The organism is Pseudomonas fluorescens (genome assembly GCF_902497895.1).
GTDB classification, from domain to species: domain Bacteria; phylum Pseudomonadota; class Gammaproteobacteria; order Pseudomonadales; family Pseudomonadaceae; genus Aquipseudomonas; species Aquipseudomonas fluorescens_BP.
In genome coordinates, this window is record NZ_CABVHQ010000031.1 from 30,803 (window position 1) to 47,166 (window position 16,364).

At 59.7% G+C, this 16,364-nt stretch carries 16 protein-coding genes; all 16 read right to left on the minus strand.

The genetic code is table 11. The annotated features are described in order from the left end of the window. Window positions 1-43 precede the first annotated feature (43 nt). The 16 genes from fliJ to F8N21_RS16920 all read right to left on the minus strand — a co-directional run bounded on the left by fliJ (window position 44) and on the right by F8N21_RS16920 (window position 16,293). Window positions 44-493, minus strand: a complete 450-nt coding sequence (gene fliJ / locus F8N21_RS16840) for a flagellar export protein FliJ (RefSeq protein WP_150643190.1) — start codon at window positions 491-493, stop codon at window positions 44-46. A gap of 201 nt (window positions 494-694) precedes the next feature. Then, window positions 695-2,053, minus strand: coding sequence for a flagellar protein export ATPase FliI (gene fliI / locus F8N21_RS16845; protein WP_150643191.1), 1,359 nt, complete (start codon window positions 2,051-2,053; stop codon window positions 695-697). After that, window positions 2,043-2,816 carry a flagellar assembly protein FliH gene (gene fliH, locus F8N21_RS16850; RefSeq protein WP_150643192.1) on the minus strand — a complete coding sequence of 258 codons (774 nt, stop codon included), beginning with the start codon at window positions 2,814-2,816 and terminating at the stop codon, window positions 2,043-2,045. The genes fliI and fliH overlap by 11 nt, the downstream gene beginning before the upstream one ends. Before the next feature lie 46 nt (window positions 2,817-2,862). Continuing rightward, window positions 2,863-3,882: a flagellar motor switch protein FliG gene (gene fliG / locus F8N21_RS16855; protein WP_150643193.1), complete on the minus strand. Its 1,020-nt coding sequence runs from the start codon at window positions 3,880-3,882 to the stop codon at window positions 2,863-2,865. Then, entirely contained in the window at window positions 3,875-5,650 is a 1,776-nt protein-coding gene (fliF, locus tag F8N21_RS16860) for a flagellar basal-body MS-ring/collar protein FliF (protein ID WP_150643194.1), read from the minus strand. The genes fliG and fliF overlap by 8 nt, the downstream gene beginning before the upstream one ends. Window positions 5,651-5,653: 3 nt before the next feature. Next, complete coding sequence (gene fliE, locus F8N21_RS16865) at window positions 5,654-5,983, minus strand: flagellar hook-basal body complex protein FliE (protein WP_150643195.1); 330 nt, start codon at window positions 5,981-5,983, stop codon at window positions 5,654-5,656. 129 nt (window positions 5,984-6,112) lie between these two features. Next, the gene (locus tag F8N21_RS16870) at window positions 6,113-7,516 is read right to left on the minus strand and encodes a sigma-54-dependent transcriptional regulator (RefSeq protein ID WP_150643196.1); all 1,404 of its coding nucleotides are present in this window, start codon (window positions 7,514-7,516) and stop codon (window positions 6,113-6,115) included. 5 nt (window positions 7,517-7,521) lie between these two features. Continuing rightward, complete coding sequence (locus F8N21_RS16875; protein ID WP_150643197.1) at window positions 7,522-8,745, minus strand: sensor histidine kinase; 1,224 nt, start codon at window positions 8,743-8,745, stop codon at window positions 7,522-7,524. Window positions 8,746-9,219: 474 nt separating this feature from the next. Next, entirely contained in the window at window positions 9,220-10,695 is a 1,476-nt protein-coding gene (locus F8N21_RS16885; RefSeq protein ID WP_150643198.1) for a sigma-54 dependent transcriptional regulator, read from the minus strand. 173 nt (window positions 10,696-10,868) lie between these two features. After that, complete coding sequence (fliT, locus tag F8N21_RS16890; protein WP_150643199.1) at window positions 10,869-11,165, minus strand: flagellar protein FliT; 297 nt, start codon at window positions 11,163-11,165, stop codon at window positions 10,869-10,871. 10 nt (window positions 11,166-11,175) lie between these two features. Beyond that, on the minus strand, window positions 11,176-11,571 hold the full coding sequence (gene fliS, locus F8N21_RS16895; RefSeq protein ID WP_150643200.1) for a flagellar export chaperone FliS: 396 nt from the start codon (window positions 11,569-11,571) through the stop codon (window positions 11,176-11,178). 129 nt (window positions 11,572-11,700) lie between these two features. After that, window positions 11,701-13,116, minus strand: a complete 1,416-nt coding sequence (gene fliD / locus F8N21_RS16900) for a flagellar filament capping protein FliD (protein ID WP_150643201.1) — start codon at window positions 13,114-13,116, stop codon at window positions 11,701-11,703. An 83-nt stretch (window positions 13,117-13,199) separates the two neighbouring features. Then, window positions 13,200-13,550, minus strand: a complete 351-nt coding sequence (locus F8N21_RS16905; RefSeq protein WP_150643202.1) for a flagellar protein FlaG — start codon at window positions 13,548-13,550, stop codon at window positions 13,200-13,202. Window positions 13,551-13,622: 72 nt separating this feature from the next. After that, window positions 13,623-14,471, minus strand: a complete 849-nt coding sequence (locus F8N21_RS16910; RefSeq protein ID WP_150643203.1) for a flagellin domain-containing protein — start codon at window positions 14,469-14,471, stop codon at window positions 13,623-13,625. 263 nt (window positions 14,472-14,734) lie between these two features. Next, on the minus strand, window positions 14,735-15,007 hold the full coding sequence (locus F8N21_RS16915) for a hypothetical protein (protein WP_150643204.1): 273 nt from the start codon (window positions 15,005-15,007) through the stop codon (window positions 14,735-14,737). Next, the gene (locus F8N21_RS16920) at window positions 15,004-16,293 is read right to left on the minus strand and encodes a motility associated factor glycosyltransferase family protein (protein WP_150643205.1); all 1,290 of its coding nucleotides are present in this window, start codon (window positions 16,291-16,293) and stop codon (window positions 15,004-15,006) included. The genes F8N21_RS16915 and F8N21_RS16920 overlap by 4 nt, the downstream gene beginning before the upstream one ends. Between the last annotated feature and the right edge of the window lie 71 nt (window positions 16,294-16,364).

The following is a 16,364-nucleotide window of genomic DNA, read 5'->3' on the forward strand; positions in this document are numbered from 1 at the left end:
CCCTACAGTCCCGCAGGCAACTGGCCAAGCCCGAAATACAGGATCAATACGGATCCTGGCGCGGCAAGCGCTGCGACAACTCATCCAGCAGCTTCTGTTCGCGTTTGTCTTCGAGCTTTCGCGCCTCATCAAGGTAGCGCTGGACCAGCTTGCGCAGGCCTTCGACCCGCGCATAAGCCTGCTGCCAGGTATCCCGGGCCTTGTTCAGGTTGTTCTGGTGCCAGGCCAGGCTTTGCCGTTGCTGGCCGACCGCGGTTTCCAGCTGGTTGAGGAAGTGCTGGTAATTCATCAGCCATTGCCCGGAGACCCCCTGGCTGCCGCGCTCGATCCATTGCTGCTGGTATTCGCTGCGAAAGCCTTCCAGGTCTCCCAGCTTGCTTTGGGCCAGGCGGACCTGGCCTTGAAAGTGCCCCAGACGCTGGGCGGCATTGCGCTCGGCGCTTTCGGCCATGTCGACCACTGGCGCCAGGCGCGCCGCACGGCTCTGGGCCACGACCTAAAACCAGCCAGTCAAGGTGACACGTGGCCTGTAGCAGCTGCCGCCAGGCTGCGTTCGACGGCGCAGCAGTCGTAAAATCAAGCGCTGTGGTGTTTCAGGTGAACCGTGCAAGCAGGTCTTGCGACCGCTGCGCAGTCGAACGCAGGCTTCGCCAGCTGCTACAAGTCCGCGCCATAGGTATCGGGCCATGGCGCGTTAACCGCCGACCGCGGGAGCGAACACCGAGGCGAGATGGGCTGCGCTCTCGCCCTGACTGATGTTGTCGCTCAAGCCCTGGCGCAGGTAGGTGACCATCGCGGGCTGCAAGGCAATGGCCATATCGGTTTCCCGATCGCCACCCGGTACATAGGCGCCGACGCTGATCAGGTCACGACTTTGCTGATAGCGCGACCAGAGCTGTTTGAAGTGTTGCGCGCGCTGCATGTGTTCGGCGCTGACCACCGACGGCATGACCCGACTGATGGAGGCCTCGATATCAATGGCCGGGTAGTGCCCCTCCTCCGCCAGGCGCCGCGACAGCACGATGTGGCCATCCAGCACACCCCGTGCGGAGTCGGCGATCGGGTCCTGCTGGTCGTCGCCTTCCGAGAGCACGGTATAGAACGCCGTGATCGAACCACCGCCTGCCTCGGCGTTACCTGCGCGCTCCACCAGTTTCGGCAGCTTGGCGAAGACCGAAGGCGGATAGCCCTTGGTCGCTGGCGGCTCGCCGATGGCCAGGGCGATTTCCCGCTGAGCCTGGGCGAAACGGGTCAGGGAGTCCATCAGCAACAGGACATTCTTGCCCTTGTCGCGAAAGTACTCGGCAATCCGCGTGCAATACATTGCGGCGCGCAAGCGCATCAGTGGCGCGTCATCCGCTGGCGACGCGACCACCACCGAGCGCTTGAGGCCCTCCGCACCGAGGCTATGCTCGATGAACTCTTTAACTTCTCGACCCCGCTCACCGATCAGCCCGACCACAATGATGTCGGCCTCGGTAAAGCGGGTCATCATGCCCAGCAGCACACTCTTGCCGACGCCGGTACCGGCGAACAGCCCCAGGCGCTGGCCGCGACCGACCGTCAATAAACCGTTGATGCAGCGTATGCCCACGTCAAGCGGCTGACTGATCGGGTTGCGCTTGAGCGGGTTGATGGTCGGGCCGTCCATTGGCACCCAGTCTTCGGCCTTCATCCCGCCCTTGCCGTCGAGCGCCCGTCCGGCGCCATCGAGCACCCGTCCGAGCATGCTCATGCCCATCGGCAAACGACCGGTATCGGCCAGGGGAACCACCCGCGCGCCCGGCGCGATGCCGGCGACACTGCCGACCGGCATCAGAAAAATCTTGTTGCCCGAGAAGCCCATGACTTCGGCCTCGACCTGCACCGGGTTATAGCTGTCATCGTTGATCACCACGCAGCGGCTGCCCATGGCGGCGCGCAGGCCTTCGGCTTCAAGGGTCAAGCCGACCATGCGCAACAAACGTCCTTCAAGGATCGGCTGGCCGAGCAGTTCGGTGGCTTCGGCGTAGCTGCCCAGGCGCTTGGCAAAGCTGGTTCGCTCAAGGCGCATCGGGCTTGTCCAGGTCGACGCTCAGGTCCGGGGCGGCCGGATGCAACGCCTGCTCGTGCAACTGGTCGAAGAGCTTGGCCATGACCTGGCTGATGCGCGTTTCGATCGTTGCATCGATGCGGCTGTGGGGGGTTTCAACCCGCAGGCCACCGGGCTGCAATGTGGCGTCTTCGACGATTCGCCAGGTTTCTTCATGCCGCTCGCGCAGGGCCTTGACCTGATCGAAGTCCTGGGGATTGATAAACAGCCGGACATTCTCCGCGTCCAGCGGCAACAGCTTCAAGGCTTCGCGCATCACTCGCTCGAGCTGCGTCGAGTCGATGGCCAGCTCGCGCTGAATGACCTGCCGGGTAATGTGCTCGACCAAGCCGACCATGGCCTTCTCGATCTGCGAATCCTGGTCGGCAATCGGCGCGAACAGGTTGCCCATCAGCCGTTCAAGACTGGCCAGGCGGGCATTCAAGGCGACTTCGGCTTCCTGGCGAACCTTGAGCTGAGTGCTGTGAAAGCCCTCTTTCTCACCGGTCGCGAAGCCCTCGTTATAAGCCTCCTGGCGAATGCTTTCGAGTTCTTCAAGGGTCAGTGGCTGGACTTCTTCCAGTGGCACTTCTTCCATCTCGGCCGGCATTTCTTCGATGCTCGGCTCGGGTTCAGGCTCCGGTTGATGCGGATCGAAACTGGGCAGCGACCAGAGGTCGAAACCACCGACGTCGCGGGCGCGAATCAGGTCGCTGGGAGACTCATCTTTATTGGAAGGCGTCACAAGGTCGTGCTCATGGTGAAGGGCGCGCGCTGGGGTCTGCACGACCTCATATCATTTCCTCGCCGCCCTTGCCGCCGAGAACGATTTCTCCGGCTTCGGCCATACGGCGGGCAATGGTGAGGATTTCTTTCTGCGCGGTTTCCACATCGCTGACCCGCACCGGGCCCTTGGCCTCGAGGTCGTCGCGCAACAATTCGGCGGCACGCTTGGACATGTTCTTGAAGATCTTCTCCTTGACGCCTTCGTCCGAACCCTTGAGGGCCAGCACCAGTACGTCCGAGGAGACTTCGCGCAGCAGCGCCTGAATACCGCGATCGTCGACATCGGCAAGGTTGTTGAAGACGAACATGAGGTCTTCGATCCGACCGGACAGGTCTTCGTCGACGTCGCGAATCGCGTCCATCAGCTGGCCTTCGATCGAGCTGTCGAGGAAGTTCATGATGTCGGCAGCGCGCTTGACACCACCCAGGTTGGTACGCGAAGCGTTGGAATTGCCGGAGAATTGCTTCTCGAGAATCTGGTTGAGTTCTTTCAGGGCCGCAGGCTGCACAGTGTTGAGCGAGGAAACCCGCAGCACAATGTCCAGGCGCACTTTGTGATCGAAATGCCCGAGCACCTCGCCGGCCTGGTCCGGGTCCAGGTAAGCGACGACTATCGCCTGGATCTGCGGGTGCTCGTAGCGGATCACGTCCGCCACTGCCCGTGGCTCCATCCATTTCAGGCTGTCCAGGCCACTGGTGTTGCCACCCAGGAGGATCCGGTCGATCAGGCCGTTAGCCTTGTCTTCGCCCAGGGCCTGGGTGAGCATCTTGCGCACATAGTCATCGGAACCGACGCCGAGGCTGGTCTGGTCGCCGACAATTTCGACGAACTCGCTCATCACCTGCTCGACCTGCTCGCGGTGCACATTGCGCATCTGCGCCATGGCCACGCCGACCCGCTGGACCTCTTTGGGCCCCATGTGTCGCAGGACCTGCGCGGCGTCAGTCGAGCCCAGGGACAGCAGCAGAATCGCGGCCTTGTCGACCCGGGACAGTTTGGCGGCGGCGACTCGATTATCATTCATCTGCGTTAATCCACTCTTTCACGACCTGAGCCACACGACCCGGGTCTTCTGCCACCAGACTCTTGATTGCATTCAACTGTGCGTCATAACCTTCGCTCGGACTCGGCAGCAGGATACTCTGCGGGCCACCGAGGCTGACGCGATCGTTGGCCAGTTCGCCATCCAGCCCTCCCATGCCGCCCAGTTCGACATCGCTGCCCATGCCGGTCAGCTGCTTGCCTTTGCCGGTAATGTTGTTGAGTACCGGGCGCAGCACACCGAACACCAGCACCAGGATGAACAACACCCCGAGCAGCTGTTTGACGATGTCCCAGAACCAGGGCTGGGAGTAGAACGGAACTTCAGCAATCACTTCACTGCGCTCGGTCGAGAACGGCATGTTGATCACGCTGACGCTGTCGCCACGGCTGGCGTCGAACCCCACGGCATCCTGCACCAGACGAGTGAAGCGCGCCAATTCGTCGGCGCTCCACGGCGCGCGGGTGACTTCACCGTTGGCGGCGTTGAGCTTGAACTGATCATCGACCACCACCGACACCGACAGGCGATTCAACCGCCCCTGCTGCTGTTTGGTGTGGCTGATGGAACGATCCAGCTCGAAGTTCCTGGTCGATTGTTGACGCTTGTCCGCCGGGTACGGCGCCAGCATCGGTTGACCGGTGGCCGGGTCCATGATCTGTTGACCGTTGGCATCGAGCAGCGGCTGGCCAGGTTGCACCATACCGGCCGAAGCGCTGGCGCCACCGGTGGATTGTGGCGCGGAAGCCGGCGACGGTGGCTGATTGCTCAAGGCCCCCGGTACGCCTTGCGGACCGTTGCTGGTGGTGCGCTGTTCGTTGACCGACTGCTCGCTGCGCAGCGCTGGCTGGTCCGGGTTGAACTGTTCGGAGGTCGACTCGACCGCACTGAAGTCCACGTCAGCCGAGACTTCGGCTTTATAGCGGTCGTTGCCCAGTACCGGCTGCAGAATATTGTGCACACGCTGGGTGAGCATGCTTTCCATGCGCCGGCTGTAATCGAATTGCTTGCCGGCCATGGCCAGTTCGGAGTTTTCCGCCTGGTCGGAGAGCAGGTTGCCCTTCTGGTCGACCACGGTGATCTGCGACTTGCTCAGTTCGGGAACGCTGGTGGCCACCAGATTGATGATCGCCAATACCTGGCCCGGCTCCAGCGAACGGCCGGAATACAGTTCCACCAGCACCGAAGCACTGGGCTTGCGCTCGTCCCGCACGAACACCGAACTCTTCGGAATCGCCAAGTGCACCCGCGCACCCTTGACGTTGTTCAGGCTGGAGATGGTCCGCGCCAATTCACCTTCAAGGCCTCGACGATAGCGAGTCGCCTCCATGAACTGGCTGGTTCCCAGGCCCTGTTCCTTGTCGAGGATTTCAAAGCCGATATTGCCGTCGCTCGGGGTCACCCCGGCACCGGCCAGTTTCAGGCGCGCCCGCGACAGATCATCGGCCTTGACCAGCAAGGCACCGGAGTTGGGTTCGACAGTGTAGGCAATGTCCGCAGCGGCCAGGGTGTCCATGACCTGCTTGGCGTCCATACCGGCAAGGCTGCCATACAACGGCCGGTAATCCGGTTGCTGGGACCACAACACCACGGCAAAACCAATCGCCACGCTCGCGGCCAGACCGACCATGAGGCCGACCTGACGCAACATGGTCATCTCGGAAAGGTTTTCCAGAAAGGACAAGCCGAACAGCGGCGGTTTGCCGTCCGCCGGGTTGGCCCTCGCCGGAATGTTATCGGTTTCTGCCATGACTTAAACTGGCATCTGCATGATGTCTTGGTAGGCCTGAACCAGCTTGTTGCGCACCTGGGTCAGCGCCTGGAAAGAGACAGTGGCCTTCTGCGAGGAAATCATCACGTCGGTGAGGTCGACGCCGCTTTTGCCGATCTCGAAGGCGCTGGCCAGTTGGCTCGAGGCCTGCTGAGTCTCGCTGACCTTGTTGACGGCCTGCCCGAGCATGTCGGAGAAGCTGCTGCCAGGCACTTGCGGCACTGCGACAGTCGACTTCGCTTGAGCCATGGCGTCCATTTGCATGGAGCGCATGTCCAACATCAACCGATTAAATTCAATACCTTGGCTCATGGTCTGCTCTCTCTGACGACCCGCAATTTTTTGACGCTCAGGCGGCGGGTAATGTGGTGGTAGCAACAAGGGTGCCAGCTCCCTGCCCGCCCTGAACAAAAGCCAATACCGGATATTGCTACAGACGAATCAGGTGGCGAACAAATAAGCCTCGACGTCCATTCCGGCGTCGCGCATTTGGGCCAGCTTGTAGCGCAAGGTCCGCGGGCTGATGCCCAGGCGTTCGGCCGCCTCTTTGCGGCGACCGCGCTCGGCGCGCAGGGTATCGATGATCATCTGGAACTCGCGTCGACGCAGATCTTCACCCAGGGCGCCCACTGACTCGCCCGGTTCCCTATCCACTGGCGTGGCGCGCACCTGCGGCTGACCCGGCACTGCCAACGACGGCAGGGGCGCGCAGGCCACGGGACCGCTCAGGCAAAAATCTTCCGGTTGAATCAAGCCACCCTGCTGCAGGATCAGCGCACGCTGGATCGCGTTGTCCAGTTCACGCACGTTACCCGGCCATGGATAGCCGATCAGGCAGGCCTGGGCCTCGGCCGACAGGCGCGCCGCGGCGTGCTTCATTTTATTGACGTGCTTGGCCAACAGCCGCTCGGCCAGCGGCAGGATATCGGCGGTGCGCTCGCGCAACGGACGCCAGGCCAGCGGAAACACCGATAGCCGATAGTAAAGGTCTTCACGAAAACGCCCCGCCGCCACTTCGCCAGCCAGGTCGCGGTTGGTGGTCGCCACCACGCGGATATCCAGGGTGATGGGTTTGCGCCCACCGACGCGTTCCACCTCACGCTCCTGCAATACCCGCAACAGTTTGGCTTGCAGACCCAGGGGCATTTCGGAAATTTCGTCGAGCAAAAGGGTCCCGCCATCGGCCTGCTCGAACTTGCCGGCCTGGGCAGCAATGGCGCCGGTGAACGAACCCTTCTCGTGGCCGAACAAAGTGGCCTCGAGCATGTTGTCGGGAATCGCCGCGCAGTTGATCGCGATAAAGGGCTGACTGGCGCGACGGGAGTGCTGATGGATATAACGCGCCAGCACTTCCTTTCCGGTGCCGGACTCACCGGAGATCAACACCGTGGAATCACTTCGCGCGACCCGCGCCGCCAGTTCGAGCAGCTGCGCGCTGGCCGGCTCGAAGGCCACCGGTCCTTCGTCCCGGGCAACGCCCAGGGAACCCAGGGCATGGCGTGCCACCAGATCGAGCAAGGCCTTGGGCTCGAACGGTTTGACCAGATAGTCGACCGCGCCCTGGCGCATGGCGTCCACTGCCCGCTCGACCGCGCCATGGGCGGTCATCAACAACACCGGCAATGGCGGTTGACGCGCGCGCAGCAAGCCGAGCAACTGATGCCCATCCATCCCCGGCATGTTCACATCACTGATCACCAGATTGAACGCTTGCGCGGCAACCGCCTCCAGCGCCTCCTCGGCCGAGCCGACCGCAATGTATTCGTGCCCGGCCAGCAGCAGCGTATCGGCCAGCGCCTCGCGCAGGGCACGATCGTCTTCCACCAGTAAAACCTTGACCGCCATGACCTTCACTCCATTCCCCGGGCGTGTTCGTGCTCAGCCGAAAACAGCGGCAAGACCACCCATGCACAGGTGCCGCGGCCCGGCCGCGAGCGCAACCGCAATTCTCCCTGATGAGCCCGTGCCACCGCCTTGACCACGGTCAGTCCGAGGCCGGTTCCGGTAGTTTTAGTGGTAAAAAACGGCTCGCCCAATTTCGCCAGCATCGCGCTATCGATACCACTGCCGCTGTCACTCACGCACAGGCGCAAGGTGTTTTCCCGGGCATACAGATGCACCTTCAAACGAACCGCGCCGGCGCTGGCCTGGATCGCGTTTTCAATCAGGTTGAGCATGGCACCGACCAATGTGTCGCGATTGCACAGCAACTCGCCGGCATGCACGTCGCACTGCCAGCGCAACGGCAGGCCCTGGACATGGGTCTGCGCCGCAGCTTGCAGCGCCTGCATCAAGGCTTTTGGGGTAATACGATCGGTCAGCGGCAATTCGCCACGGGCAAATACCAGCATGTCGCGCACCTGATGCTCCAGCTCGTGCAAACGCTCTTTCAAGCGTCCGGCAAAGCGTTGCTGGGTGGCCACCGGCAGCTCCTGCTCAGTCAAGTGACTGGCGTAAATCAACGCCGCCGACAACGGGGTGCGGATCTGATGCGCCAGAGAAGCGACCATCCGCCCCAGGGACGACAGGCGCTCGTGACGGGCCAGCTGATCCTGCAGGTGACGGGTTTCAGTCAGGTCGTTGAGCAGCACCAACTGCCCCGGTTCGGCATCCAGCGAACGGGTGGCAATCGACAGGCGTCGACCATCTTCCAGGGAAACTTCATGGCCGTCGTCTTCACGGGGCGCGAAGCAGCGCCCGATGACCTGGCGCCAGAGTTCACCCTCCAGCGGCAGGCCAAGCAATTCAGAGGCGGCTGGATTGGCTTCGCGGACCCGGCCTTGCCCGTCGATGACGATGACGCCACCGGGCAATAGATCGAGGAGGTTTTGCAGACGGTTGGCCAGGCGCTCTTTCTCGGCCAACTCTTGCATGCGCTGGGCGCTGACCACCTCCAGCTCACCCTTGAGCTCGGTGACGCGTGCTTCGAGCATGCTGTAGGAGTCGGTCAGCTGGCTCGACATCTGGCTGAACAGCGCAAACGCCTGCTCAAGTCCGGGCCGGCTTGCCTGCTCTACGGACGACGATTGCCCCGAAGCTTGAGGGGCAGGAGACAGCTGGGCGGCTTGAGGCATCGGGCTTACTCGCTTGGCTGAGCGTCAGTTAAACGCAACGTTGCGAGAGCTATAGCAATACCCGTGCCTAAAAAAAACCGGTGCCCCGTCTCGGCAATACGTTCAGTTTTTGGCGAGTGGCTCTTGTCGTCAGACAAGGCGCCGTGACGAGTCATAGCCCGCTATGGCGAGGAGCGGCAACGCAGTATGACGGCAAGAGACGCCGTCAAAGACGAACAGTTATTGTCGAGACGGGGCACTTATTTTCAGCGCATTAAAAAAACAGGCGTCAATCATCTGCCTAATGCCGTCAGTTAAGGCGACGACGCGGTCCGTAGCAGCTGGCGAAGCCTGCGTTCGGCTGCGCAGCAGTCGCAAATCATGCAACCACAGTTAACCTGTAACTCCACAGAGCCCGATTTTACGGCCGCTGCGCAGCCGAACGCAGCCTTCGGCAGCTGCTACGAGGAATGTGCGGGGCCAGAACATTAGGCGTCAATCCTCCGCCTGTTCATCACCCTCACGCCGGCTCATGCCGTACTTGCGCATCTTTTCCACCAGGGTGGTGCGACGAATCCGCAGGCGCTCGGCAGCCCGAGCCACGATGCCATTGGCGTCATCCAGCGCCTGCTGGATCAAGTTCTGCTCCAGACCACCAAGGTAGTCTTTCAAGTCCAGGCCTTCCGGCGGCAGCATCGCGCCAGCGGCGAAGTTCGGGGCGTGGCCGTTGATGGCCACCCGCTCCTCCAGGTCGCTGCGCAGGCTGTCGACCAGTTGCTCGTCTTCATCATCCACGTAACGGAATTTCTTCGGCAGCTCGACCACCCCGATCACCCCGTACGGGTGCATGATCGCCATGCGTTCCACCAGGTTGGCCAACTCACGGACGTTGCCCGGCCAGCCGTGACGGCACAGCGACATGATCGCCGCCGAGTTGAAGCGGATCGATCCGCGCTTCTCGTGCTCCATGCGTGAGATCAGCTCGTTCATCAGCAACGGAATATCTTCGACGCGCTCGCGCAGCGGCGCCATTTCGATCGGGAACACGTTCAGGCGGTAATACAGATCTTCGCGGAACGTGCCGACCTCGATCATGCTCTCGAGGTTCTTGTGGGTCGCGGCAATGATCCGCACATCGACACTCTGGGTCTTGTTGCTGCCGACGCGCTCAAAGGTGCGTTCCTGCAAGACGCGCAACAGCTTGACCTGCATCGGCAACGGCATGTCGCCGATCTCGTCGAGGAACAGCGTACCGCCGTTGGCCAGTTCGAAACGCCCGGCACGACTGGTGATCGCCCCGGTGAAGGCGCCCTTCTCGTGACCGAACAATTCACTTTCCAGCAGCTCGGCCGGAATCGCCCCGCAATTGACCGGCACAAACGGCCCGTCACGCCGCTTGGAATGGTAGTGCAGGTTGCGCGCGACTACTTCCTTGCCGGTACCGGACTCGCCGAGGATCAGCACACTGGCATCGGTATCGGCCACTTGCTGCATCATCTGCCGCACATGCTGGATCGCCCGGCTGGTGCCGACCAGGCTGCGAAACAGATTGGGTTCGCGATGCCGACCGCGCTCGCGCGCCTGATCGTACATCTCGCGGTAGACCTGGGCGCGATGCAGGGAATCAAGGAGTTTGCTGTAGCTGGGCGGCATTTCCAGGGTCGAAAGCACCCGCCGACGCTGGTCTTCAGGCAAGTCAGTGAGCGAAATATCGCCCATTAACAAAACCGGAAGGAACTCATCCCAGGTTGCGAGTGTCTTAAGCAAGCCTAAAACCGCGCCAGGAGCATTTACGGTCCCGATCAGGACGCAAATCACTTCACGACTGGATGACAAAGAGCCGACAGCCTGCTGCCAATCATGGCTTGCGCAGGGTAAATTTTCTTCGCCAAGAAAATTTAAAATCACCGCCAGGTCGCGGCGACGGACGCTATCGTCATCAATCAGCAGAATTCTGGTTTCACGCCACATGCAATAGCAACTTCCCTAGTCAACTCAATGCCCGGAAATACGGGGGCAGCTAGACGTCTGCAAGCATTTTCTCTACTGATAGACGTCTGAAATCTTGAAACAGCACTAGTTAAGTCAAAAAAACGTGCACAGTCAAATTTATGGCGCACTATATTCGGATTAACTGAGCCAGATCAGCCGAACAGATGGTAAACCTTTGCCGCGCTCTTAGCTTGCTGGATCTGAGACATCTCGTCGACTATGCTCTGGCGTTCGCCCATCGCTGTTTCCAGCAATTGCCGGTAAACCCCGAGCAACTCCTGCAGATTTTCCCGCAAAGCCGCTTCATCTGCCGGAACCTCGCTCATAACGTCTTCAATGCAGGAACGGCAAGCCAGGTCCAATCGACCGATAGCTTCCCAGTTGCGCTCGGCCAAGGCATCGACCAGGGCTTCACGGGCTTGCTCGATACGCTGCAATACAAGACTCATGATGATCTCCTTAGAACTGCGGACCTGGCACAGCGATGGCGTCCCAGCCTTCTTTAACCGTGCGAAGCAAATCGGCGACTTCGTCGAGAATCTTCGGATCGGTCTTGACGTTGGCCTCGGCCAGACGCTTGATCATGTAGACGTACAGATTGTCCAGGCTCCCCAGAGATTCGAGCGACGCCTCCAGATCGAGACCTTCACGCAGCCCACCGATAATCCCGATGGCCTTGCTGATCAACTCGCCCTTGCCGGGAATATCCTTGCGCTCCATGGCTCCCCGAGCCTGGGCAATACGGTCCAGCCCGCCTTCCATCAGCATCTGTACCAAACGGTGTGGACTGGCTTCGGAGGTTTGGGCTTGCGCTCCAATCTTCTGATATTGCCGAAGGGCTAGCATCGGATTCATGTTCTACCTCATCATCACTCAATGACTCGCATACTTAATGTATCGTTCACGAGTCAAGAAACTTTAAAATCGAAAGGCAAAAAACCGGCGCGCAAAAAACGCAGCCGGTTTTTTGTCAATCACTCATGATTAATTGCTGGCCTTCTGCGCATTCAACGAGGCAAAGAAGGAGGTTATGCTACTCGCCGTTGCCTTCATTTGCCCGACCAACAGGTCCATGGCGTTGTACTTGGCGGTCAGGGAAGCTGTCAGATTGGCAACCCGAAGGTCCAGCGCCGCCTGCTGAGTGGTCAGTTCGCTTTTTTGCTTGCTCAAGTGGTTGGTACGCTGATCGAGGATGCCGCCAGTCTGCACGTAGGGCTTGATTGCCGCTCCCATGCGCGCCAGCAGGCCGTTGGTGCTGGTAGTGCCGCTGAACAAGGTCTGGACTTCGCTACCCAAACCCTTCTCGTTCATCGCCTTGGTGAACTTGGTAGAATCAAGGGACAGCGTGCCGTCCTTCTGGGAAGTCTGAATCCCTAACTGCGACAACACCGATAAATCACCGCCCGCCCCAAGCGCGACCAGCTCATTGCGCACGGCGGCAATCAACGAGCGCGGCAAGGCATCGCCGGTCATTGCCGCCGCGATGGTGGGCTTGCCATCAGTGTCCAGACTGGCCTTGCTCAAGGAGTTTATGGTCTGCGTCAGGGTGTTGTAAGCATCGATAAACGACTGCAGGGAGGTCTTCAGACCATCCGTATTGGTCGCAACCGTAACGGTCGATTTACCTTCCGCCAACAGCGTCATGCTGATCCCGCCGATCGCCTGGGTGACCGTATTGCTCTTGCTGGTGACGGCCAGGCCGTCGATCGTGAGTTTTGCATCCTTGGCAATACCACCGATATTTCCAGAGCTTGTGGGACCGGGAGTAGCGCCCATATCGACCGTGCCATCGATTATCAGACCGGCGATACCGCTGGTCTTGAGATCGGAACCGGCACCGGTGGCCGTCGAACCGATAACCAGCCGCGAGCCGCTGCTGTCGGTGACGATGTTAGCGGTGATGCCTTGGGTCTGCAGGGTGCTGTTGATCGCGTCACGGGTCGACTGCAAGGTGGCGCCAGTTGGAATAGCGACGTTGTAATCAGTGCCATTTTGACTGATTTTCAAGGCACCAGTCGGAATGGCACTGCTGGCACCCCCGGCAAACGAAGCACTGGCAATCTTCGAGCTGGTGGCCAGGTTCCCTACGTCAATGCTGTAGCTACCGTTCACCGCTGTGTTATCGGAGGTCGCGGTCAGGGTTGCGGGCGTAGACGAGGTGGCGGCGAAACCCGAGAAGGCCGGGCTGGTCTTGCTGTTGAGCTTGGTCATGGCGGCCTGATAGGCAGCCAGGGCACTTTTCAACGAACCGATACCGGAAATCTTCGAGGTATTGAGGCTGGTCTGATTGCTGATCTGGGTTTGCTTGGCCGACTTGTCAGCGCCGACTAACGCCGTAACGATCGCCCCGATATCAAGGCCGGAGCCCAGACCCGAACCCGGTAAAATTGGACTTGCCATGTGCATCTCCCTATCAGTCTGTCGCCGGTCTATTGACCACTAGCCGTAACTGAATAACGTACAAACACTATTCATGCCAATTGTCAGACGTTGGCGTCGAACAACACGCTGCTTGCATTGTGCAGGCTATCCGCCAGTTTGATGGCTTCTGCGGAAGGAATCTGTCGTATAACTGCGCCGGACTCGCTGGCAATGACCTTGACCACCACCTTGCCCGACGTTTCATCAATCGAAAATTCCAGGTTGCGCTTGACCGACTGCACGAATTTTTCGATTTCCTGTACGGCGATTCTCAGCTCGTCAGGATCCGAGTCTTTACTTTCGGCCACCACTTTCGCGTTTTCGACCCGAGGCGCTTCAGCCGGCTTGTCGGCAGTGTTACTCGCCGGCTTCGCGGCAGGGTAAGACAAGTTCAGCTTTACGCTCATGTCCATATCCATCACCTCTTAACGTAAAAAGCGAGAGAGCACGACAAGCGCACTCCCCCGCCAAAACTCAATCCGATATTACTGAAGCAGTTTCAGTACAGCGGAAGGCAGCTGGTTGGCTTGCGCCAGAACAGCGGTGGAAGCTTGTTGCAGAGTTTGCTGTTTGGTCAGGTTAGCTGTTTCAGCTGCGAAGTCAGTGTCCTGGATACGGCCTTGAGCAGCAGTCACGTTTTCAGTGATGTTCTGCAAGTTGGAGATAGTGCTGGTCAGACGGTTTTGCGAAGCACCCAACGCTGCACGAGTCTTGTTGATGGTGTCCATAGCAGCATCGATTGCAGTGATTGCGTTATCGATGTTGACACTGGCAGTGGCGCTGGTACCGGTGATCGAAACACTACCGCTGGCTACGGACAGTTGAGCGGCATCGAATCTGCTGCTCAGAACCAGGTCAATGCGGTTAGACGAACCAGTGTTCGAGCCTACTTGCAGACTCATGGTACCGGCAGTGCCGTCCAGCAGGTTCTTGCCGTTCACCTGGGTGGAGTTGGCGATACGCGTCAGTTCGTCGGACATCTGCCCGAACTCTGCGTTCAGAGCGGTACGGTCAGCAGTGCCATTGGTGTCGTTTCGCGACTGAACAGCCAGTTCACGCATACGCTGCAGAATGTTGGTGGACTCTTGCAGAGCGCCTTCAGCGGTCTGAGCCATGGAGATACCGTCGTTGGCGTTTTTTGCCGCGACGGTCTGACCACGGATCTGGCTGGTCATGCGGTTAGCGATCTGCAGGCCGGCAGCGTCGTCTTTAGCGCTGTTGATTTTCAGGCCGGAAGACAGACGAGTCATGGAAGTCGACAGAGCGTCGGTGGATTTGTTCAGGTTTTTCTGAACCGACAGCGACGTAACGTTGGTATTTACGGTTAAAGCCATGACGAAATCCTCGTTGGTTGGGTACTGCGGCTTCCGGCCCTGGCAACCGCCGGGTGTGGCCTAGAGAACCTTCGTAATAGTTATCGTCGCAATCGCAGGTTGCTTGAGGGCTTTTTTTTAAAAAATTGCTATCACACTGCCACCCCCCAGAAAACAAAGGCCTGGCGCAGGGTTAACGAGGAAAAAATGACGTCAGGGAACTGCCGGCAATAAGTAGTCAGCCAATCGCTTTTACCGGCACGGGCTTTTTCAGAAGCGGGTGTTCAGAAGTCAGTCTGGCTGGTTTCCAGCAAGTCGATCAATTCATACTCCATCGAGTCGGCAAGCCCCAGCCAGTCCTGTGCTTCCTGACAGGCCAGCATCAGGGTCAGCAAGCGCGTCCATTGCTGTTGGGTATCTGCGGGGGATCGTTGAATCAAACCCTGCGCCTCATCGAAGACATCAACCATGGCTAACGCCGCCTCGACATCACGTCCGAGACGAAACAGCCCGGCGCACCGCCGACACTCGATGACACACTGCGCCAACCGGCTCATTGCACGAACTCCCGATTGAACCTTGTGCCGGCAATCATTGCCCCAGCCCGACTGCTGTTGAAAAAGCGCACCTGTGGATGCCCGGCGATGTAACGCTCCAGCTCACACAGGTAGCTGCGAAAATTCAACTGGGTCTTTACCCGCTGCCCATGGCCATCGAGCACCCAGTGCTTGGCGATGCTGACAGCAGGCCCCAGGTCACCGTCATTCCATCCGGCGTGGGTCTTGTCCATCGGGAAAGCGAAGTCGGCACCGAACAAGGTGATTCGGGTTGCTCCCATCTTCACCGCCAGATCCACCGCCGGATGGATCACGCTACCACCGACATAGAGCTCGGCCCTGCTAATCTGCTGGCGGACCTTGGCATAGACCGGGCTGGCGGAGTACCCCACATAGCGCGCGCCCTTCCAGGCCCTCAACACCAGCGGATCGCTCAGGGGCAGATATACCAAAGTGATGTCGTCGGAGTTCTCGGGCGGTAAATGCCGCGTGCTGATTTTCTGATCGATGCTGACCACCAGATCCGGCTTGATGCCATGCTCGCGCAAAGGCTTATAGGCCGTATCGACGCAGATAAACATCGGTCGTAGCGCCTGCTCGCGCAGCGCCTTGAGCTTATCGAAATGCTCTACCAGGCTTGGCCCGGTAGCAATCACATAGATTTCCTGGCCCGCGCCTGTGGAGAATAGCTCGGCGACATCCCGATCCGTGCGCAATAGCTCAAGACTCTCCTGCAACCGCTGGATGATCTGTGGGGACTGCGGGTCGAATTCGCGATTGTTGAAACTCAAGTGCACTTCGCTGACCAATCGATCGCGAATTCTGGCATTGAAATCATCCGCCAGCACAAGCTCGGCGGGTAGCGCGAAAAACGGCAACTGGATTTCCGGCAAATCACCGGCATACACCAACTCAACTCGCGGATCAGCGAGCCATTGCTGCTGATCGAGGTGTTGCAGCACCAGCACGAACAGCGCGCCATTGAGGATATGAACGTTCAAACGCTGAAGATCAGACCGTTCCAGCAGCACTTGCTGCAGATCTCCGAGGCAGGTACCGTAAACATGCAACACCGCAGCTGACGGCAAGCTGCCGGCCTGAAGGCGGGCTTCACGAGTGCGGTCATGGCGACTGGTGAGCTGAATACCGGCAATACTCAGGGTCGAGCCCAAGCCTTCCACCAGTTCGAATTGCAACGCGGTGCTGTCTTCGGCCATCAGCCGCGCAAGCAGCACTGGCCAGCGAGCCTGTATCACCTCGGCATTGCGCTGGAAACTCTCGCTCATGCTGCCTCGCTCTTGGTTACATGCAAAAAAATAGCGCCCAAGGTTACACCTTGAGCGCTATTTCTTGTGCC

Coding starts and splice junctions, on each gene's coding strand:
- fliI (WP_150643191.1), bottom strand. CDS start 2,053: ATGCGCCTTGAGCGAACCAGCTTTGCCAAGCGCCTGGGCAGCTACGCC.
- fliG (WP_150643193.1), bottom strand. CDS start 3,882: ATGAATGATAATCGAGTCGCCGCCGCCAAACTGTCCCGGGTCGACAAG.
- fliF (WP_150643194.1), bottom strand. CDS start 5,650: ATGGCAGAAACCGATAACATTCCGGCGAGGGCCAACCCGGCGGACGGC.
- fliE (WP_150643195.1), bottom strand. CDS start 5,983: ATGAGCCAAGGTATTGAATTTAATCGGTTGATGTTGGACATGCGCTCC.
- F8N21_RS16870 (WP_150643196.1), bottom strand. CDS start 7,516: ATGGCGGTCAAGGTTTTACTGGTGGAAGACGATCGTGCCCTGCGCGAG.
- F8N21_RS16875 (WP_150643197.1), bottom strand. CDS start 8,745: ATGCCTCAAGCCGCCCAGCTGTCTCCTGCCCCTCAAGCTTCGGGGCAA.
- F8N21_RS16885 (WP_150643198.1), bottom strand. CDS start 10,695: ATGTGGCGTGAAACCAGAATTCTGCTGATTGATGACGATAGCGTCCGT.
- fliT (WP_150643199.1), bottom strand. CDS start 11,165: ATGAGTCTTGTATTGCAGCGTATCGAGCAAGCCCGTGAAGCCCTGGTC.
- fliS (WP_150643200.1), bottom strand. CDS start 11,571: ATGAATCCGATGCTAGCCCTTCGGCAATATCAGAAGATTGGAGCGCAA.
- fliD (WP_150643201.1), bottom strand. CDS start 13,116: ATGGCAAGTCCAATTTTACCGGGTTCGGGTCTGGGCTCCGGCCTTGAT.
- F8N21_RS16905 (WP_150643202.1), bottom strand. CDS start 13,550: ATGGACATGAGCGTAAAGCTGAACTTGTCTTACCCTGCCGCGAAGCCG.
- F8N21_RS16910 (WP_150643203.1), bottom strand. CDS start 14,471: ATGGCTTTAACCGTAAATACCAACGTTACGTCGCTGTCGGTTCAGAAA.
- F8N21_RS16915 (WP_150643204.1), bottom strand. CDS start 15,007: ATGAGCCGGTTGGCGCAGTGTGTCATCGAGTGTCGGCGGTGCGCCGGG.
- F8N21_RS16920 (WP_150643205.1), bottom strand. CDS start 16,293: ATGAGCGAGAGTTTCCAGCGCAATGCCGAGGTGATACAGGCTCGCTGG.